Consider the following 18,103-nt stretch of genomic DNA (forward strand, 5'->3'; position numbering starts at 1 on the left):
CAACAGACCTGAACGAAACGAGAATTGTGTTACCTATGTCGTCGGTCTGAACTGTTACCTATGTCGCCGGTTGCTCAAAACGCTGCCACGCCGATTCAAACAAGAGCCATCCCGCTTTAGCTACGTTCCTTCCTGCAGCGGCAGCTCGATGGGATGCGCGTCGTGCAGCATCGTCGCGAGCTTGTGCAACTGCGGATCGCGAAAACCCTGCTTCTCGATCGCGAGCACCGTGGACAGCACATAGTCGCGGTTGTTGCCCGAGCGGCCGTGGCCCTGCTGCACGTAGCGGAGCTGGTCGGCCAGCGTCAGCCGGCCGGCGTACTGCACATGGCTGCGGTCTACGACGTAAGTCAGCGCGGCCACCCGTGACCGCGGGTCGTCTTCGAGCCACACCGAGCGGTGCACCTCGCGATAGACGTTGGTGGTCTGCTCGCGGCCGCGCAGATAGGCGATGGTCTCGCTGCGCCGCTTGGCCGCGACGCGGAACGCGATGCCGCGGCAGGCGCCGCCGCGGTCGAGCCCGAGCACCAGCCCCGGCTTTTCCGGCGTGCCGCGATGGTCGAAGGAATACACGCAGAGCGCGCGATGCTCGCCGATCAGCCGCGCCTGCACCTGTTCCTCGAAGTCGAAACCCGGCTTCCACATCAGCGAGCCGTAACCGAATACCCAGAGGTCGCTGTCACCTGATTCGGGCGGGGAGAGGAGTTGCGCGGACATCGGCGCAAGGGCTAGCAAAAGCGCGGAGCGAAGCGAAGCGGTTTCATCGGCTTTCCGGCCGGCATTTGCCGCTTACATTTGCCAAAATTGACAGCCAGAGGTCGCCGCATGCCTGATATGACCCCCGCGCCGCACCGGCGCTCGCGTTGGCGTCTCTTTGCCGCCCCCGTCCTCGTCCTGATCCTCGCCGTGGCGTGGAGCGCGTTCTGGTTCTATGCCTCGTCCCAGGTCTGGGTGCAGGCCGATGCCTGGCGCGCGCAGGAGGCGAAGGCGGGCCGGGTCTATGATTGCGGCAAGCGATCGGTCGCGGGTTACCCCTTCCGTCTCGAGATCAGCTGCGAGGACGCCAGCGTGACCTTGATCTCGCAGACGGCCGGCGCGCAAACGCCGTTCACCGCGCGGCTCGGCGAGATCCTGGTGGTGGCGCAGGTCTACGACCCCACACGCGTGATCGCCGAATTCAAGGCGCCGGCGACGCTCGCCGAGCGCGGCGCGCAGCCGTCGCTTGCTGTGAACTGGCGCTCGGGGCGCGCCAGCGTGGCGGGCCTGCCGGCGGTGCCGCAGCGCGCCTCGCTGGTGTTCGACGATCCCGCGATCGACCGCGTCAACGGCTCGGTGCAGACGCCGCTCGGCCGCGCCAGCCACGTCGAGTTGCACGGCCGCCTCGCCGAAGGCTCCTCCCTGGACAATCCGGTGATCGAGACCGCGCTGCAGATCAATGGCGGCAGCCTGCAGGACGTGCATCCGGTGCTGGCAACGCCGTTCGATGCCGACATCCGTACCAAGATTTCCGGCTTGAAGGACTTCACGCCAAAGCCGTGGCCGGAGCGTTTCCGCGAGATCCAGGCCGCCGGCGGCCATGTCGAAATCGTGCAGTCGCGCATCCAGCAGGGCGAGATGATCGCGATCTCCGCGGGTACTTTGAGCCTCAACGCGAGTGGCCGCATCGAGGGCGAATTGCAGATGACGGTCACCGGCCTCGAGCGCGTGATCCTGGCGCTCGGCATCGAGAAGATGCTGGAGGAGGGCGTGCCGCAATCAACGCTCGACCGCGTCGCGCCCGGCGTGAAGACGCAGGACCTCAACAATCTCTTCGGCGCGCTCGACCGCGCGGTCCCAGGTCTCGGCAAGATGGTCAAGCAGAACGCCAATGTCGGCGTTGCCGCCAGCATCAATTCGCTCGGCAGCGAAGCCATGCTCGAAGGCAAGAAGGCGCGCAGCTTCCCGCTGCGCTTCGTCGACGGCGCAGTGCTGCTAGGCCCGATCAAGGTCGGACAAATCCCGCCGCTGTTCTAGCTTCCGTAGCCCGGGTGAGGCGCAGCGCAACCCGGGGTCTGCTGGTGACGCGGATAAACCTGCCCCGGATTGCGCTTCGCTCCACCCGGGCTACCAAGCCCCGCGCTATTTCTTCTCCAGATTCGCATGCGGCCGGCCGAAGTCCGGCGCGGCCGAATCCTGGCCGATCTCGACGATGCCGCGGCGGATGGCGCGGGTGCGGGTGAAGTGGTCGAACAGCGCTTCGCCGTCGCCGCGGCGGATTGCGCGCGTCAGTTTCGAGAGATCCTCGTTGAAGGTGCCGAGCATCTCCAGCACCGCGTCCTTGTTGCTCAGGAACACGTCGCGCCACATCGTCGGATCGGACGCCGCGATGCGGGTGAAATCGCGGAAGCCGCCGGCGGAGAATTTGATCACTTCCGACGACGTCACCTGCGCCAGCTCGTCGGCGGTGCCGACGATGGTGTAGGCGATCAGATGCGGCAGGTGGCTGGTGATCGCGAGCACGAGGTCATGATGATCAGGCGTCATGATCTCGACCTTGGCGCCGAGTGCGGCCCAGAAGTCGCGCAGCCTGTCGACCGCGCCCGCCTCAGTGCCCTCGGGCGGCGTCAGGATGCACCAGCGGTTGATGAACAACTCGGCGAAACCGGAATCGGGACCTGAGTGCTCGGTGCCCGCCACCGGATGCGCGGGCACGAAGTGCACACCATCGGGGATATGTGGCCCCATGTCCCTGACGATGGCGCCCTTGACCGAGCCGACATCGGAGACGATGGCGCCCTTCTTCAGGTAAGGCGCGATCTCCGCCGCCACGGGTCCGCAGGCGCCGACGGGAATGCAGAGGATGACGAGATCGGCGTCTTTGACCGCCTCCGCATTGTTCTCCACCACGCGGTCGACGATGCCGAGCTCGGCGACCCGCGCGCGCGTCTTTTCCGAGCGCGCGGTGGTGACGATCTCGCCGACGAGCCCCTGCGCCCGCGCGCCGCGCGCGATCGAGCCGCCGATCAGGCCGAAGCCGATCAGCGCGATGCGTTGAAAGTGCGGCGCGGCGTTCACTTCTGATCCATGAAGTCGCGCAGGCCCTCGACCACGAGGCGGTTGGCCTCCTCGGTGCCGATGGTCATGCGCAGCGCGTGCGGCAGGCCGTAATTGTTCACGGCACGCAGCACCAGTCCGCGCTTGGTGAGGAACGTGTCCGCGTCGGCCGAGGTCTTGCCCTTTTCGGTCGGGAAATGGATCAGCACGAAATTGGCGACGCTCGGCGTCACCTTCAGCCCGAGCTTGCGGACCTCGTCCGTCACCCAACTCCGCCATTTTTCGTTGTGCACCCTGGACATCTCGACATGCGCGGTGTCCTCGACCGCGGCCACCGCCGCGAGCATCGCCGGAGTAGAAACGTTGAAGGGGCCGCGAATCCGGTTCACCGCATCGACGATATGCGCCGGGCCGAACATCCAGCCGACGCGGAGCGCCGCGAGCCCGTGGATCTTGGAAAAGGTGTGGGTCATGACCGTGTTCTCGGTCGTCGCACACAGTTCGAGGCCGAGGCCATAGTCGTTGCGCACCACGTAATCGGAATAGGCGGCGTCGATCACCAGGAGCACGTCCGACGGCAGGCCTGCGCGCAAGCGCTTGACCTCGTCGAACGGCAGATAGGTGCCGGTCGGGTTGTTCGGATTGGCGAGCCAGATCAGCTTGGTCCGCGGCGTGACCGCCTCAAGGATCGCATCGACACTTGCGGTGTAGTCGGTCTCCGGCACGACCACGTTCTTGGCGCCGTTCGCCTTGGTCGCGATCGGATAGACCAGGAAGCCGTGGGTGGTGGAGATCGCCTCCGAGCCCTCGCACAGATAGGTATGGGCGAGCAGGTTGAGGATTTCGTCCGAACCGGCGCCGCAGATGATGCGGCTCGGGTCGAGGCCATAGGCGCGGCCGATCGCCTCGCGCAGCACCTTTGAGGTGCCTTCCGGATAGTCCTCGAGATGTTCGGCGGCGTGCTTATAGGCCTCGATCGCCTTCGGCGAGGGACCGAAGGGCGTTTCGTTGGCGGAAAGCTTGAACACCTTGCGCCCCGGTTCCGCCACCGGGCTCTTGCCGGGGGTGTAGGGCGCAATATCGAGGATGCCGGGATTCGGCACGGGGCGGGACATCTCTAACTCTCTAGCTCCGGACTGTAGGGGCGGGGGGCACCGTATAGCGCGTTGCGTGGCTGCCGACGAGTGCCGATGAGCGCACCGAGGCCCCGGCGCGGATCAGGGCCATTTTGATCTCCTCGAAGCCGCGGCCGGCGACCGATACCAAAAGCGCCGCGCCGTCGAAGGCCGTATCCGGCACCGCGACGATCTCGGCGAGCGGGGCCAGCGCGCGGGCGATCTCGGCGTTCCAGCCGGAGACGCGGACGCTCCACATCTCGACCTCGGTCACCATCGCGTCGTCGGCGACGCGCGAGATCACGAACACGGGCAGCGCCGCGGGATGATCGGCGCGCTCCAGGAACGGCAATCGCGCGATGATCTTCGGCGCGCCCTCGGCCTCGAGGTCGATCCACCATGGCGTGCGGCTGGAAATGGCCGACACCAGCGCGAGGTCGCCCTTCGATTTCGCCACCGCTTCGACCGCCGCCTGCGCGCTGAAATGCGAGACGTAAGGCACCACGAAGCCGAAATGGAAGCGCGCCGAATCCCGCATCATGGATTCGCCGACCGAGACATCGGCATGCACCGAGAACGGCGCCTGGACATAAGTGAAGGTCGAGATGATGACGCGCCAGATGCTCTCGATGGTGTCGAGCGGCAGGATGCCACGATGGCGCTCGACCAGGCTGCGCATCATGGAGGCCTCGCGCGCCGGCCGGAATGCGGAGCCGACTTCCTGGGTCTGCTTCACCCTGATCAGGCGGTCGATGATGTCGCCGCGCGCCATCAACAGGCGGTGGACCTGCTCATCGATCGCGTCGATCTCTTTGCGCAACTCGGCCAGCGAGGGCGGCGCCGGAGGCGGTTTTGACATGCTAGGGCCCGTCGTTTCTCTTCAATCAGCAAGCAGACTCTTCACCTCTCCCCGCCTGCGGGGAGAGGTCGAAATTCAAGCGCAGCTTGAATTTCGGGTGAGGGGGAGCCTCCGCGAATCCGTCTGGTACCGTGTTCGCGGAGAGAGCCCCTCACCCCAACCCTCTCCCCGCAAGGGCGGGGAGAGGAAGAAAGTGCGAGCCCCCGTTCTGTCCCATGGGGCCAGATGGCGCAAGCTCGGCCTAAAGGTCACGGTTAGGTTAACGGCCCCACTTGCCTTGACGCAGGCCGGGTAAGGGACTACTTTCCCAGCACTCCGTGGTCATTTGAGCCGGCCGGCTTGCAGCCACGTTAAAGAATTCGCTAAACAGGCCGGGGACAGATCGATCCCGGCCGAACCTTTGTTCAGGCCGGGTTTTTCATGGCCTGATTTCTGTCCGGGACCTCCGCGTCGGAGGAAGGCGCCACAAATGACCAAGGTGCAGTCGATCAAGAGTCCGTCGATTCAGGGTGAGGATCGCGCCCATGAGGCCGATCATCCGTCCTCGCCGGTGGCGAAGTTCGGCATGGATCAGCCGTTGAAGCTCGACTGCGGCATTGACCTTGCGCCGTTCCAGATCGCCTATCAGACCTATGGCGAGCTCAATGCCGAGCGCTCCAACGCCATTCTGGTCTGCCACGCCCTGACCGGCGACCAGCATGTCAACAATTTGCATCCGGTGACCGGCAAGCCTGGCTGGTGGGAGACCATGGTCGGCCCCGGCCGGCCGCTCGACACCTCCAGATACTTCATCATCTGCTCCAACGTGCTTGGCGGCTGCATGGGTTCGACTGGCCCTGCCTCGCTGAACCCTGCGACCGGCAAGGTATGGGGCCTGGATTTTCCGATCATCACCATCCCTGACATGGTGCGTGCGCAGGCGATGCTGATCGACCAACTCGGCATCGAGACGCTGTTCGCGGTGGTCGGCGGCTCCATGGGCGGCATGCAGGCGGTGCAATGGGCGGCGGCCTATCCGGAGCGCGTGTTCTCGACGCTCGCGATCGCCTGCTCGACGCGGCATTCGGCGCAGAACATCGCCTTTCATGAGCTCGGCCGGCAGGCCGTGATGGCCGATCCGGATTGGCGTGGCGGAAGCTATGTCGACCAGGGCACGCATCCGCATCGCGGGCTCGCGGTCGCGCGGATGGCCGCGCATATCACCTATCTCTCTGACGCGGCGCTGCATCGCAAGTTCGGGCGGCGGATGCAGGATCGCGAGTTGCCGACATTCTCCTTCGATGCCGACTTCCAGGTCGAGAGCTATCTGCGCTACCAGGGCTCGTCCTTTGTCGAGCGCTTCGATGCCAACAGCTATCTCTATCTGACGCGCGCGATGGACTATTTCGACATCGCCGCCGACCACAATGGTGTGCTGGCGCAGGCGTTCCGCGGCGTCGAGACCCGCTTCTGCGTAGTATCGTTCACGAGCGACTGGCTGTTTCCGACTTCGGAGGCGCGGGCGCTGGTGCACGCGCTGAATGCCTCCAGCGCGCGGGTCTCGTTCGCGGAGATCGAGACTGACAAGGGTCACGACGCCTTCCTGCTCGATGTGCCCGAATTCTTCGACATCTCGCGCGCCTTCCTGCACTCGGCGGGCAAGTCGCGCGGCCTTGGCGATGCGGGGCTTAAGTGATGGCGCTTCAGGAGCAAACTCTGCCGCTGCCCGGCTTGGCGCCGCAGGCGAGCACGAGCCTTCGTCCGGACCATCTTCTCGTCGCCGAAATGGTTGAGCCCGGGTCGCGCGTGCTCGACGTCGGCTGCGGTGACGGCGATCTGTTGCAGCTTCTGGAGAGTCGCGGCATTGATGGCCGCGGCATCGAGCTGTCGCGCGAAGGCGTCAACCACTGCGTCGCCAAGGGACTCGCGGTGGTGCAGGGCGACGCCGACACCGACCTCGGCAACTATCCCGACGATGCGTTCGACTACGTAATCCTGTCGCAGACGCTGCAGGCGACGCGGCAGCCGAAGGCTGTGCTGGAAAATCTCCTGCGCATCGGCCACCGCGCCATCGTCTCGTTCCCGAATTTCGGTTTCTGGAAGATGCGGCTGCAGCTTTTGATCGGCGGGCACATGCCGCGCACCGAAAATCTGCCGGCCACCTGGTACGACACCCCCAACATTCATTTCTGCACCATCAAGGATTTCGTGCAGCTCTGCGACGAGATCCACGTCAAGATGGAGCGCGCCGTCGCGCTCGACCTCTACGGCCGCCCGGTGCCGCTGAACCTGCCGTGGTGGGTCTGGAACATGTTCGGCGAACAGGGCGTGTTCCTGCTGAGCAGGGGCGGGAAGGGACGCTGAGTACTCTCCCCGTCATTCCGGAAGACCTCTCCTCCGTCATTCCGGGGCGATGCGAAGCATCGAGCCCGGAATCCATTTCCTCCACGAACTCTGCGGCTCGATGGATTCCGGGCTCACGCTTCGCGTGCCCCGGAATGACAGGCTAAACTGTTGCCGCGAGCACCTCCCCTCGTCATTCCGGGATGCGCCGAAGGCGCAGGCCCGGAATCCATTGCGCCGCAAAACGCGTGGATGAATGGATTCCGGGTTCACGCTTCGCGTGCCCCGGAATGACGGTTACACCATCGACCGCGGATCGCGCGGCAGCCACCTTCCCGCTTCCACCAACGCAATAAACCGCTCGACCATCTCGTTGAACAGCGCGGGTTCCTCGAGATTGAGCACGTGTCCCGATTTCGGGAAGAACGTCAGCCCCGCCGCGGGCAAATGCTTCTTCAAAAACAGGCTCGGCTCGACGCAATTGTCGTCCTCGTCGCCGCAGATGATCAGCGCCGGCGTCGGCACGCGTCCGATCGCTTCCGCCATGGTGTAGATCGAGGGCCGGCCGCCTTGAAAGCTACGCATGGTGTTGGCCGATCCCTTGGCATCGTGGCGCGCGAGTGCGGCATAGAAGTCGGCATGTCCGCGCGGATCCTTGACCAGGAACGGAATCCGGCCCGGCGCCTCGCGCGTCACCTTGGCGACCGCTTCCGATCCAATCGTCTCATACTGCTCGGCATTGGCCCGGCATTGCGCACGGAAGGCGTCGAGGTGTTCGAGACTTGAGCCGGAGCCGACGCCTGCGAGCGTCATCGACATCACGCGCTCGGGCGCATTCAGCGCAACCTGCAGCGACGAATAGGAGCCCATCGACAGCCCGACGAAATGCGCGCGGGCGATGCCGAGATGATCGAGCACTGCGAGCGCATCGGTGTAGAAATGCTTGTAGCTATAGACCTCGGCCGATGGCGGGACGTCGGAGGGCGTGTAGCCGCGCGCGGAATAGGCGATGCAGCGGTGGCCGCGCGAGAAATAACGCATCTGCGGCTCCCAATTGGTGTGGTCGGCCGCGAACTCGTGCAGGAAGATGATTGGCGTTCCGCTCCCAACCTCTTCGAAATAGAGGCGGACATTATCCTTGGCGACGGCATAGGGCATTTTAACCTTTTCCTTCTTGTGAGCCTGCGCGGCGAGGATTGCAATTAACCTTCACGGCTGCAATGCGGCGGCATCGTTTCTTTTTCGCCGCCAAATGTTCGCGAAATCGTCCCGCAATTTTTCGCCGCAGCGCGGCACGACATCTTTGTCTTGCCACATTGAGCGGCACAAAACGCGCTGCGGCTGTCATCCAGATGTCATCCACAGACGGGCGCACCTGGGAAAACGGGGGTGTAACAGAAGGAAAAAATGGGAAGTATGGTTCAGTTGCGTGCGTTCCGCCGGTTGCTTCGAGTTCTGGCGCTGGCGTTGTGTTCGACGGTTATCGTCGCTTCTATTTCTCCCGCTTCGGCACGGCCTCATCACGGCGCAGGGCGCCACGCCAGGGCCTATCATGCCGGTCATCATGCCAAGCATCACCATGCGCATTATCGTCACCGCCACATGACGCGCGCCTCGCGCTGGGAGCGCGGCGTAGCGCGGATGCAGGCGCAGGATCTTGCCGATAGCAATGCGAGTCTGTCGCCGGAGCCTCAGCAGGCGGCAAGCCTCGGTTCGTCGAACATCGTCGATGAAGCCCGCCGTCACCTCGGCGGCAACCCGACCAGCCGCGGCAGCCTGTGGTGCGCGCGCTTCATGAACATGGTGCTGCAGCATTCGGGTTATCGCGGCACCGGCTCCGACATGGCGAGCTCGTTCGCCCGTTACGGGCAGCGAGTCTCCGGCCCGCAGGTCGGTGCCATCGCCGTGATGTCGCGGGGACGCCGCGGCGGCCACGTCGGCATCATCACCGGCATCGATGCCAAGGGAAATCCGATCATGATCTCCGGCAACAACGGCAACCGCGTCCGCGAAGCCCCGGTCTCCCGCGGCCGCATCTACGCCTACGTGATGCCGACGAATTAGCCGCTACACTCTCCACCGTCATCCCGGGCTCGATGCTTCGCATCGCCCCGGAATGACAGCCTTCGTCATTGCGAGCCAACGGGTCGCCCGAACGCGCGCCCGACGACAGGCTCCGCGAAGCAATCCATGCCTCCACTTGCGGCGCTATGGATTGCTTCGCTTCGCTCCACTTCGCGGTCGGTCGCAAAGTCGTCGGCATCGATCGAAGCTATGGCGTCGTCGATCGCGCACAGTTTGCCACAAGTGACGACATGGGCGTCGCCTCGCAGTTCACTCTCGATTTGCTCCGCAACGGCAGCAAGCTCGCCTTGCGAGCCTCGGCCACGCCTGAACGCGTTCCAGAAGATCTTTCAGGTCTGCTGCGGTCATGCTGCGATTACATGTGGCGCGGCCCGGGATTGCTATCAGCCGGAACCGATCTTCCCGAACGCCAGCACGTGCAGCCCGAGCCGCCGGCGGACGATCCAGAACAAGAGCACGGTCTCGAAGCTCAGCGACGTCGATATCGCTATGGCGGCGCCGTGGCCGCCGAAGCGCGGTACCAGTGCGACGCACAGCACCAGGTTCATGACGAAGGCGAGCGCGTAGGCGAGCGCGCAGATCTTCTGGTGGCCGAGCATGTTGAGCAGACGTTCGACCGGGCCGATTGCAGCGCGCACCACGAGGCCGATGGCGGCCAGGAACATGATGTCGTAGCCGACGACGAATTGCGGCCCGAACAGCCAGAGCAGCGGCTTGCCAAAGGCGAGCAGGAGGACGGTCGCGGCGAGCGAAGGCCAGAACGTCCACTGGATCGCATGGGTGACATAGGCCGATAGCCGCGCCTTGTCGCCGAGCGCGTTGTATTCGGCGAAGCGATGCGCCGTCGTCGCCGACATCGCGTAGTGGATGAAGGACACCAGCGCCAGCGTCTTCACCACGGCAAAGTAGACGCCGACCTCCTCGGAGGAGCGGAACTGCTGCAGCACCAGCACATCGGTGTAGGAGAGCAGCAGATAAAAGCTTTCGACCAGCAGGATTGGCAGTGAGACCGCAAGCCAGCCGCTGATGTCGTAGGCCTTCTCGCCCGGCTCGACGTGGGCCGCGAGGCGGCGGTTCAGCACCAGCATCTGGCCGATCATGGCGATCCACACCGCCGCGGCGCTGGCGAGCATCGCGGCGGTGGCGCCGAGATCGAAGCCGAGCACGACGGCGCCCGCGGTGAAGCCGATGATCAGTCCCTGGCGCACGATGAATTGCGGCATCAGCCCGAGCCGCATCCAGTCATGCGACCGGGCAATCCCGTCCTGGGTATTGGCGACCACGAACGCCGGCAGCGTCAGGCAGCCGATATAGAGCGGCACGACCGTATCCGTGCCGATCCATGGCGACAGCAGCTTGACGAGGCCTACGAGCAGCAGCGAGACGGCGGTCGACACCGCAAAAGTCAGCCAGCGGCTGCCGGAGAGAAAACCGCGCAATAGCGCGTGCTCGCCTGCCGTGCGGTATTCCGGAATGAGCTTCTGCGCCGAGCCGGAAATGCCGAAATCCATCATGCTGCCGAGCAGCAGCACCCAGGTCCAGACATAGACATAGACGCCATAGTCCGAGCTGCCCATCCAGCGCGCGAGCAGGATTTGCGAGAGATAGGCGGCGACGGCGCTGACGACGCGGATGACGAAGATCGTCCCCGCGAGCCGCCGCGTGACGGATGCCTCGCCGGAGCCGCCGATCAGGCCGCGCATACGCGCCATCATGCCCGTGGGCGAAGCGGTTGCGGATTGGGCGTCCATCACGGCCAAGGCGAAAATTCCCAAAATGCCGCGCGTTTGCGACAGGGGCCCTGAACTATCAACGAAACGTTAAGAATGGGTTGGGTGGATAACGGTGAAACCGTAGCCCGGATGGAGCCAACGGGTCGCGCGATGCGCGCCCGATGACAGGCTCCGCGCAATCAGGGGCCCGTCTTTCCGCGGGGCCACTGTCCCCGGGTTACGCTTGCGCTTCACCCGGGCTACAAATTCACTCCAGATTGGTGTTGAACTCGTAGGCGCGGTCGCCGCCGACCAGGGTCAATTTCAGCGCGGCGCCGTCCGGATTGGCGCCCGGCGGCAGGCCGTCGAGCTCGAAGGAGAACCGTTTCACCCCGGGTGGGGAGTTCGGCTCGAGCTTCGGCACCGGCAGGGCCCAGTCCGGCGTCGGTCCCTCGACGTACAGGCTGACGTCCTTGCCTTCGGGCGCGGCGACATCGACCAGCACGGTCGACTTGCCGCTGCGTTTGACGTCGCGGATCGTCACCGGGTTGGGATCGCCGATATTGGCCGGCTTCGGCACGGTGTCGAGCGCGGACGACAGCGCGCCGTCCTCGGTGGAGGCGACGCTCGCAAAAGCAAGCTCGACGCTGGTCTCCACAGGGATGCACAGCTTCTCGCACACCGCATAGTTAATGTTGGCGCGCAGCGTCAGCGGCTTGTCCGCACTCTTGGCGACGATCCGAAGCGGCAGCACCACCTGGTGCTTGTAGCCGAGCGAGGTGCCGCCGGCGCCGTCGTCAAATTTCATAGGCGCCGGCCACAACACTGTCACCGCGTCGACATTTTCCGACTTCGAGAAATCGAAACGCGGTGGCACACCGGAATCGCCGGGGGTACGCCAATAGGTTTTCCAACCGGGCTCGAGTTGGATGGCTATACCGCCTAGCAAAACCGCGCCGCTACGCGAACCTGCAAGCAGCCGTACCGCCGAATGGGCGTCCCGCTGCCAGGGCGAGGAATCCTCGGCATGTACCTCCGTCGCGGGCCAGACGACTGAAAGAGTGGCTAGCAGGCCGAGCGCAGCCCGCATGGGAACTATGGCGATCATGGAACGTCTTTACCGGCTGGTTATTGCGTAAACCATTGAATTGCGTGTGATGGATGGCGCGAATACGGCGCTCTGCTTGATTGACAGAAGCCTCACCCAATATCAGGATATCAAATCAGCATGGAGGCCTTTCAGATGACTCCTGAAGGCAAAGCACCAAAGACCGCCCGCGGCAAGGTGGCCGGCGTCGGCGACAATTCGTCGGGCAGCGGTTATCTCGACGGCCAGATCCTGATCGCCATGCCGGTTATGAGCGATCCCCGCTTCGAGCGCTCCGTCATCTACATGTGCGCGCATTCCGCCGAGGGGGCGATGGGCATCATCGTCAACCGTCCGGCCGGAAGCATCGATTTCCCGGGGCTCTTGGTGCAACTCGACATCATCCAGAAGGCCGACCAGATCAAATTGCCGGAAAATGCCGAGACCATGAAGGTGATGAAGGGCGGCCCGGTCGATACCGGCCGCGGCTTCGTGCTGCATTCCAGCGATTTCTACATCCAGGATGCGACGCTGAATATCGACGACGATATCTGCCTGACCGCGACCGTCGACATCCTGAAGGCGATCGCCAAGGGCTCCGGCCCCAGGCATGCGATCCTGGCCCTGGGCTATGCCGGCTGGGCCCCGGGGCAGCTCGAAAACGAGATCCAGCACAATGGCTGGCTGCATTGCGACGCCGATGCGGAATTGATCTTCGGCGACGATGTCGAGGACAAATACGACCGCGCCCTGCGCAAGATAGGCATCGACGTCGGCATGCTCTCGAACGAAGCTGGCCACGCGTGAGGCTGTCATTGCGGGGCTTGACCCGGCAATCCATCGGTCAAAAATTGCGTTCTTGAAGAGGTGATGGATGCGCGGGTCAAGCCCGCGCATGACGAGCGTTGATTGCGTACAACAGCTACTCCGCCGCCTGCTGCGCGACGGTCGGCTCGGTGCCGGCCACGGTTGCGCGGCGCATGTCGCGCGGCTGGGACTGGTCGTAGCGGCGGACGCGATGCATGGTCTGGCGATTGTCCCACATCACGAGGTCGTGCAGCTTCCACCTGTGGACATAGACGAATTCAGGCTGGGTCGCATGCTCGGTGAGGTCGCGTAGCAGGAGCCGGCCCTCCGGCATGCTCATGCCGCGCACCGCGCCCGCGTGCGACGAGAGATAGAGCGACTTGCGGCGATGCACCGGATGGGTCCGCACCAGGCGCTGCAGCACCGGCTTGAACATCTCCTTCTCCTCGTCGCTATAGTCGAGAAAGCCCAGCGAGCCGCGTGAATACATCAGCGAGTGCTCGCAGATCAGGTCCTCGATTTCAGACTTGGTCTCCTCGTCCAGCGCGTCATAGGCCGCGCGCATGTCGGCGAATTCGGTGTTGCCGCCCTTCGGGTTCACCACCCGCGCCGACAACAGCGAGAATTTCGCCGGAATCGGCCGGAACGAGCTGTCGGAATGCCACAGGCAGTTGCCGAGATTGAACAGATGGGTGCGGTGATCCTTGGGTAGCGGCTTGCCGTTCTTGCCGAGGTTGGAGACGTCGTTCAGCCCGGAGGAGAGGCGATAATCCGCCTTCTTGGTCACGTTGCCGCCGCGCGCGTTTTCGCGCTCGCCGAAGTTCAGCGCAAAGGCCAGTTGCTGCTCGTCTGTTATGTCCTGGTCGTGGAAGACGAGCACGGCGTATTTGTCCATCGCCGCCTCGACTTCGATCGCTTCCTGCCTGGTCAGCGGCTTTCGCAGATCGAGGCCTGTGACCTCACCGACAAAATGCGGATGAAGCTGTCGGATCGCGATGGCCATGGCGTTCTCTCCTCATGTGCAGGCGGTTTTTCCGCTTCGTTTGAGGAAAGGCTATCCTGTGAACTTGCCAAGTCAACGCGGCGCCGGCGCATGGCCCCTTGCACGCGGCGGCCCGGACACGTTGCAGCGCATCACGCATTTCGCGCCATCAGCCCGCCATCCACCGGGATCACCGCGCCGGTCAGGAACGACGCCGCCGGTAGGCACAGGCTCAAGGTCATGTGCGCGACCTCCTCCGGCTCGCCATAGCGGCCGAGCGCTGTGCGGCGCTTGGCATAGATCGTCTTATGCTCTTCCGGAATCCGGTCGGTAATCCCGGTGCGGATCGGGCCCGGGCAGATGCAGTTCACGGTGATGCCCTCGCGGCCCAGTTCCACGGCAAGCGAGCGTGTCAGCCCGGTGACGCCGGCCTTCGCCGCGGAATAAGGACTGTGCAATGCGGTAGCGCCGAGCGCCTCGGTGGAAGCGATATTGACGATGCGCGGGCATTTCGATTTTCGCAAATGCGGCAAAGCGGCGCGGATGATGCGCTGATGCGCGGTCAGCATCACCGCGATCGCCTTGGCCCAGGCGTCATCATAGCCGTCGTCGTCGATTGCGACGCGCACGGAGATACCGGCGTTATTGACGAGGATGTCGAGCCCGCCGAAATGCGCGGCGACGCTGCCAATCACGGCCGGGATTGCATTTCGATCGGCGACGTCGAGCACCCACGCCTTTGCCGTCCCTCCACTCTTGCCGATCTCCTGCGCGACCGTTTCCGTGCCTTCGGCGGTGATGTCGGTGACGGCGACATTGGCGCCCTCAGCGGCGAACACCAGCGCGGTGGCCCGGCCCATGCCGCTGGCGGCGCCGGTGACGAGAACGGTCAAGCCTTTCACCGAGCGGCTGAGCTGTTTGAATTCGGACATCGTGTGACCAGTGGGATGGAGGGAACAGGTTGCAGGATTGACAAGGCTGGCATCGATCCGCAGACAGGTCAAACAAGCAAGAAGCAAGGGAGAAAGCGCGCGATGAACGAGCTCGATTTCAGCGGCAGGCAGGTTCTCGTGGTGGGCGGCTCCAGCGGCATCGGCAACGGCATCGCGCAAGCATTCCGCGCCAAGGGCGCGCGCGTGCATGTCTGCGGCACGCGCGCCAAGGCGAGCGACTATTCGGCAGAGGAAGGTTCGCATCTGGACGGGTTGGAATACTCGCAGCTCGACGTCGGCGACGCTCGTGCGATCGCGCAATTCAAGCCGACCTTCGACCGGCTCGATGTGCTGGTGCTGGCGCAAGGCGCGGTGATCTACCGCCGCGGCGAGTTCGAGATGGAGGGCTTTCGCAAGGTCATGGAAGTCAACCTCATGAGCCTGATGGCGTGTGCGACCAAATTCCAGGCGATGCTGAGCGCGAGCAAGGGCTCGCTCATCATCGTCAGTTCGACCGCCGCCTATCATTCGACGATGGGAAATCCCGCCTACAACGCCTCGAAGACCGGCGCGATCGGACTGACGCGGACGCTTGCCGAGGCCTGGGCCGAGGATGGCATCCGCGTCAATGGCATCGCACCGGGCCTGGTCGATACCAAGATGACCAAGGTGACGACGGCGAACCCGAAGCGGCTCGAAGGCGCGCTGGAGCGGATTCCGCTGAGGCGGCTCGGCACGCCGCAAGACATGGCGGGTGCCGCGCTGTTCCTGGCCTCGCCGCTCGCCGCCTACATCATCGGCCAGACCATCGTCGTCGACGGCGGGTTGATTTTGTAGGCGCAGGAACCGCGGCTGGGCTCGCCGGTTACTTTCCCGGAGAAGGAGAGGAGTGACCGCGATGGATACTGATCGGATCGCTGGTGCCACCAAGGAGTTTGCCGGCAAGGCGGAAGGCACCGTCGGTGAAATGGCCGGTGACAGCAAGACGGAAGCATCAGGCCGCGCGCGCGAAGCCGCCGGCACGGTGCAGAATCTCTATGGCCAGGCCAAGGATGCCGCGCGCGACGCCGCGGACACCGCCGTCAACTACGCCAGGGATGCTTACGAGAATCGCGGCGAGACCGTTCGAAGCGGCCAGCAGGCGCTGACCAAGACCGTGCAGGACAATCCGATCGGCGCCTTGCTGGTTGCCGGCGGCCTCGGTTTGGCGCTCGGGCTATTGCTGTCGCGCCCGCCGCGCCGTCCGCCACCGCGCTGGCGCTATTAGCCGTCATTCCAGGGCGCCGCGTAGGGGGCAAAGCGAAGCGTGCCCACCGCCTAACATTCCGCTCGCGATGGTGGGTACGCTTCCTTTTGCCCACCCTATCTTTGGAATGACTGCCGTCACCATCTCATGAAATTGCCGAACGGCGCTTCCGCGGATCGTCCGACATCCGCCGGTGGACGTGGAACGATCGAGGCCGGCGGCCGCGGCGGCGCTGTCTGCTGACGTGGCCCGGGGGCAGGCGGCGAGCCGAAGCCGAAGAAATCGCCAAAGGTCGAGGCAGGCGGCGGATTGGGCTGGGCCGGCCGGAACACACGCTTCTGCGCTGCCGGCTTTGGCGGCGCGGGAGCTGCGGCCGTCGCCGCCGGCGCTGTTCCGGCGCCCGCACCTGCGCCAGTCCCCTCGGGGGTGGTCGCGGCAACCGGCGTTTCTCCCTTGGCCTGCTCGCGACCGATTTCGCGGCGCGGCCAGGCAAAATCGTCGGCGCGGCCGGCGGGTGGCGCGAGCGGTTCGCCCTTCACCAGGGTTCGTGCCGTGAGCGGATCGACCGCGGCTGGACGCGAGCCGGGGCCGCCGAGCAACTGATCGGTGCCGACGGAGGAGGCGACCAGCGGCACAATTGGTCCCGCCAATGGCCGCGCAGGCTGGCCGGGCGTAGCACTGGCGTCAGGCGGCGCCGGCTCGGTCGGCAGCGCGATCGGTGTGGAGCGGGCGAGCAGCCGCGTCACCTCGCGGTCCACATAGTGCGCCAGCTTGCGCGCGCCGGCCTTGGTGAAGAAGACGCCGTCCGAGGTGCGGAGCTGGCGAATCTGGCCTTCGAAATCCGGGCCCTTCTGCATGAAGCGACCGGCCTCGTCGACGAAGCCATCCCAGACATCGACGTAGGTAATGCCGGCCTTGGCCGCGCTGTCCCGGTACAGCGAATCCAGGAACAGCATGTCCGACGTTCCCTTCTGGCCGCGGATCGCCGGCAGGCCGACCCACAACACCGGCACGCCCTTGCTCTTCAGCACGCCGATCAGTTCATCGATCTTCTTGTTGTAGAGCTCGACCCAGCGTTCGTCGCGGAATTCATAGACGCCGTTTGCCGAACGCGCGCTGCGCTCGGGCGCCGCGGCCTGCGGCGCGTCGGCGGCATCCTCGGGTGATAATTCGGCATCGACCGGCTTGTCGTCCGGCTTGGCGGCGCCATCCGAAGGCTTGGCGTCCTTCTTCTCGGTTTTCTTGTCGTCCTTCTTGTCGACGACAGGCTCGCGGATCGAAACGCGGTCATTGAGACCGAGTATAACCACGATCGCATCCGCTTTTTCGGTGGCGAGGATGCTCCGCGCGGCGGCGGCCCAATCGGAGGGCTCGCCCTTGGGCTGGTATTTGATCAGGCCGGACACGGTCTTGTGCTTGCGGATCACGCCCATGTCGGGCTGTTCGGAATAGGTGTCCTCGAGGCCATAGGCGAGCCAGTCTGCCATGGCATCGCCAAGCACCAGCACGTTGCGCTCCGGCGCCGTGTCGCGCTTCGCCGGCGGTGGCGCTCGCGAAAAATCCTGACGCGGCGCCTGTTGCTGCTGTTGTTGCTGCGGCGGCGCATGCTGGAAGGGAGCGAAGAAATCCCCGCCGAACCAGCCGCCGCCATTGTTGCGCGGCGCCGAGCGCTGCGGTGGACCGCCAAAGCCCGGAAAGCCGAAGAACTGCGCCGAGGCGGGGCCGGCGATCCCGACCAGCAGCGCGATCGCAACCGCGAGCGCGACCAGCGGGCCGCTCTCGGTGAACATGCGCAGGAAGGACTTTGGCTTCGGCATCAAAGCTCGGTCGAAATGGATTTTGAGGACAACGCCATACTACCGGAATCGGGCCTCAAGCGGGCATATTTTCCAGCATGGATCGGGCATCCGCCCAGGTCGTCAA

At 64.7% G+C, this 18,103-nt stretch carries 17 protein-coding genes and 1 riboswitch; of the genes, 7 read left to right on the top strand and 10 right to left on the bottom strand.

Annotation, left to right across the window (positions count from 1 at the left end; all coding sequences use genetic code 11):
• Nucleotides 1–120: 120 nt before the first annotated feature.
• Nucleotides 121–717 carry a gamma-glutamylcyclotransferase gene (locus tag AC5ZG1_RS24535; protein ID WP_028163760.1) on the bottom strand — a complete coding sequence of 199 codons (597 nt, stop codon included), beginning with the start codon at nucleotides 715–717 and terminating at the stop codon, nucleotides 121–123.
• A gap of 108 nt (nucleotides 718–825) precedes the next feature.
• Between AC5ZG1_RS24535 and AC5ZG1_RS24540 the strand changes: the two genes are divergently transcribed.
• Nucleotides 826–2,013 (top strand): DUF2125 domain-containing protein, encoded by a 1,188-nt coding sequence (locus tag AC5ZG1_RS24540; protein ID WP_496134312.1) that lies wholly within the window; start codon nucleotides 826–828, stop codon nucleotides 2,011–2,013.
• A gap of 105 nt (nucleotides 2,014–2,118) precedes the next feature.
• On the opposite strand, the gene AC5ZG1_RS24545 is transcribed toward AC5ZG1_RS24540, so the two are convergent.
• The 3 genes from AC5ZG1_RS24545 to AC5ZG1_RS24555 are packed head-to-tail and all read right to left on the bottom strand — an operon-like array spanning nucleotide 2,119 to nucleotide 5,007.
• Nucleotides 2,119–3,054, bottom strand: coding sequence for a prephenate/arogenate dehydrogenase family protein (locus tag AC5ZG1_RS24545; RefSeq protein WP_496134313.1), 936 nt, complete (start codon nucleotides 3,052–3,054; stop codon nucleotides 2,119–2,121).
• Nucleotides 3,051–4,148 (bottom strand): histidinol-phosphate transaminase, encoded by a 1,098-nt coding sequence (hisC, locus tag AC5ZG1_RS24550; RefSeq protein WP_496134314.1) that lies wholly within the window; start codon nucleotides 4,146–4,148, stop codon nucleotides 3,051–3,053. The genes AC5ZG1_RS24545 and hisC overlap by 4 nt, the downstream gene beginning before the upstream one ends.
• 10 nt (nucleotides 4,149–4,158) lie before the next feature.
• Nucleotides 4,159–5,007 (bottom strand): chorismate mutase, encoded by an 849-nt coding sequence (locus tag AC5ZG1_RS24555; protein WP_496134315.1) that lies wholly within the window; start codon nucleotides 5,005–5,007, stop codon nucleotides 4,159–4,161.
• Nucleotides 5,008–5,314: 307 nt separating this feature from the next.
• Nucleotides 5,315–5,394, top strand: a riboswitch (SAM riboswitch).
• 82 nt (nucleotides 5,395–5,476) lie between these two features.
• Between AC5ZG1_RS24555 and metX the strand changes: the two genes are divergently transcribed.
• Complete coding sequence (metX, locus tag AC5ZG1_RS24560) at nucleotides 5,477–6,682, top strand: homoserine O-acetyltransferase MetX (protein WP_496134316.1); 1,206 nt, start codon at nucleotides 5,477–5,479, stop codon at nucleotides 6,680–6,682.
• Nucleotides 6,682–7,350 carry a methionine biosynthesis protein MetW gene (gene metW / locus AC5ZG1_RS24565; RefSeq protein ID WP_130229631.1) on the top strand — a complete coding sequence of 223 codons (669 nt, stop codon included), beginning with the start codon at nucleotides 6,682–6,684 and terminating at the stop codon, nucleotides 7,348–7,350. Before metX ends, metW begins: the two co-directional genes overlap by 1 nt.
• A 276-nt stretch (nucleotides 7,351–7,626) precedes the next feature.
• Here the strand turns inward: metW and AC5ZG1_RS24570 are convergent, their stop codons facing one another.
• A complete protein-coding gene (locus tag AC5ZG1_RS24570) occupies nucleotides 7,627–8,487 on the bottom strand; it encodes an alpha/beta fold hydrolase (protein ID WP_130229632.1) in 861 nt (286 codons plus the stop codon).
• A gap of 258 nt (nucleotides 8,488–8,745) precedes the next feature.
• Here AC5ZG1_RS24570 and AC5ZG1_RS24575 point away from each other — a divergent pair, with 258 nt between their 5' ends.
• Nucleotides 8,746–9,393 carry a TIGR02594 family protein gene (locus AC5ZG1_RS24575; protein ID WP_496134376.1) on the top strand — a complete coding sequence of 216 codons (648 nt, stop codon included), beginning with the start codon at nucleotides 8,746–8,748 and terminating at the stop codon, nucleotides 9,391–9,393.
• Nucleotides 9,394–9,797: 404 nt separating this feature from the next.
• Here the strand turns inward: AC5ZG1_RS24575 and AC5ZG1_RS24580 are convergent, their stop codons facing one another.
• Entirely contained in the window at nucleotides 9,798–11,174 is a 1,377-nt protein-coding gene (locus AC5ZG1_RS24580; RefSeq protein ID WP_496134317.1) for a lipopolysaccharide biosynthesis protein, read from the bottom strand.
• 220 nt (nucleotides 11,175–11,394) lie between these two features.
• The gene (locus tag AC5ZG1_RS24585; protein WP_028163749.1) at nucleotides 11,395–12,234 is read right to left on the bottom strand and encodes a protein-disulfide reductase DsbD domain-containing protein; all 840 of its coding nucleotides are present in this window, start codon (nucleotides 12,232–12,234) and stop codon (nucleotides 11,395–11,397) included.
• 135 nt (nucleotides 12,235–12,369) lie between these two features.
• Between AC5ZG1_RS24585 and AC5ZG1_RS24590 the strand changes: the two genes are divergently transcribed.
• A complete protein-coding gene (locus AC5ZG1_RS24590; protein WP_456640916.1) occupies nucleotides 12,370–13,020 on the top strand; it encodes a YqgE/AlgH family protein in 651 nt (216 codons plus the stop codon).
• Nucleotides 13,021–13,135: 115 nt separating this feature from the next.
• Here AC5ZG1_RS24590 and AC5ZG1_RS24595 read toward each other — a convergent pair whose 3' ends face one another.
• Both AC5ZG1_RS24595 and AC5ZG1_RS24600 read right to left on the bottom strand, forming a co-directional pair.
• Nucleotides 13,136–14,023, bottom strand: a complete 888-nt coding sequence (locus tag AC5ZG1_RS24595; RefSeq protein WP_496134318.1) for a TauD/TfdA dioxygenase family protein — start codon at nucleotides 14,021–14,023, stop codon at nucleotides 13,136–13,138.
• A 131-nt stretch (nucleotides 14,024–14,154) separates the two neighbouring features.
• Complete coding sequence (locus tag AC5ZG1_RS24600) at nucleotides 14,155–14,934, bottom strand: SDR family NAD(P)-dependent oxidoreductase (protein ID WP_496134319.1); 780 nt, start codon at nucleotides 14,932–14,934, stop codon at nucleotides 14,155–14,157.
• Between the two features lie 102 nt (nucleotides 14,935–15,036).
• Between AC5ZG1_RS24600 and AC5ZG1_RS24605 the strand changes: the two genes are divergently transcribed.
• On the top strand, nucleotides 15,037–15,771 hold the full coding sequence (locus AC5ZG1_RS24605; protein WP_456640919.1) for an SDR family NAD(P)-dependent oxidoreductase: 735 nt from the start codon (nucleotides 15,037–15,039) through the stop codon (nucleotides 15,769–15,771).
• Nucleotides 15,772–15,832: 61 nt separating this feature from the next.
• Nucleotides 15,833–16,201, top strand: a complete 369-nt coding sequence (locus AC5ZG1_RS24610; protein ID WP_028163744.1) for a CsbD family protein — start codon at nucleotides 15,833–15,835, stop codon at nucleotides 16,199–16,201.
• 116 nt (nucleotides 16,202–16,317) lie between these two features.
• Here the strand turns inward: AC5ZG1_RS24610 and AC5ZG1_RS24615 are convergent, their stop codons facing one another.
• Nucleotides 16,318–17,997 (bottom strand): SGNH/GDSL hydrolase family protein, encoded by a 1,680-nt coding sequence (locus AC5ZG1_RS24615; RefSeq protein WP_496134320.1) that lies wholly within the window; start codon nucleotides 17,995–17,997, stop codon nucleotides 16,318–16,320.
• Between the last annotated feature and the right edge of the window lie 106 nt (nucleotides 17,998–18,103).

This window comes from Bradyrhizobium sp. Leo78 (genome assembly GCF_059512425.1).

Bases quoted from the DNA above. Each gene is read 5' to 3' on its own strand.
- hisC (WP_496134314.1), bottom strand. From the start codon at position 4,148: ATGTCCCGCCCCGTGCCGAATCCCGGCATCCTCGATATTGCGCCCTAC.
- AC5ZG1_RS24595 (WP_496134318.1), bottom strand. From the start codon at position 14,023: ATGGCCATCGCGATCCGACAGCTTCATCCGCATTTTGTCGGTGAGGTC.
- AC5ZG1_RS24555 (WP_496134315.1), bottom strand. From the start codon at position 5,007: ATGTCAAAACCGCCTCCGGCGCCGCCCTCGCTGGCCGAGTTGCGCAAA.
- AC5ZG1_RS24590 (WP_456640916.1), top strand. From the start codon at position 12,370: ATGACTCCTGAAGGCAAAGCACCAAAGACCGCCCGCGGCAAGGTGGCC.
- AC5ZG1_RS24540 (WP_496134312.1), top strand. From the start codon at position 826: ATGCCTGATATGACCCCCGCGCCGCACCGGCGCTCGCGTTGGCGTCTC.
- AC5ZG1_RS24615 (WP_496134320.1), bottom strand. From the start codon at position 17,997: ATGCCGAAGCCAAAGTCCTTCCTGCGCATGTTCACCGAGAGCGGCCCG.
- AC5ZG1_RS24570 (WP_130229632.1), bottom strand. From the start codon at position 8,487: ATGCCCTATGCCGTCGCCAAGGATAATGTCCGCCTCTATTTCGAAGAG.
- AC5ZG1_RS24575 (WP_496134376.1), top strand. From the start codon at position 8,746: ATGGTTCAGTTGCGTGCGTTCCGCCGGTTGCTTCGAGTTCTGGCGCTG.
- AC5ZG1_RS24610 (WP_028163744.1), top strand. From the start codon at position 15,833: ATGGATACTGATCGGATCGCTGGTGCCACCAAGGAGTTTGCCGGCAAG.
- AC5ZG1_RS24535 (WP_028163760.1), bottom strand. From the start codon at position 717: ATGTCCGCGCAACTCCTCTCCCCGCCCGAATCAGGTGACAGCGACCTC.
- metW (WP_130229631.1), top strand. From the start codon at position 6,682: ATGGCGCTTCAGGAGCAAACTCTGCCGCTGCCCGGCTTGGCGCCGCAG.
- AC5ZG1_RS24600 (WP_496134319.1), bottom strand. From the start codon at position 14,934: ATGTCCGAATTCAAACAGCTCAGCCGCTCGGTGAAAGGCTTGACCGTT.
- AC5ZG1_RS24585 (WP_028163749.1), bottom strand. From the start codon at position 12,234: ATGATCGCCATAGTTCCCATGCGGGCTGCGCTCGGCCTGCTAGCCACT.
- AC5ZG1_RS24605 (WP_456640919.1), top strand. From the start codon at position 15,037: ATGAACGAGCTCGATTTCAGCGGCAGGCAGGTTCTCGTGGTGGGCGGC.
- metX (WP_496134316.1), top strand. From the start codon at position 5,477: ATGACCAAGGTGCAGTCGATCAAGAGTCCGTCGATTCAGGGTGAGGAT.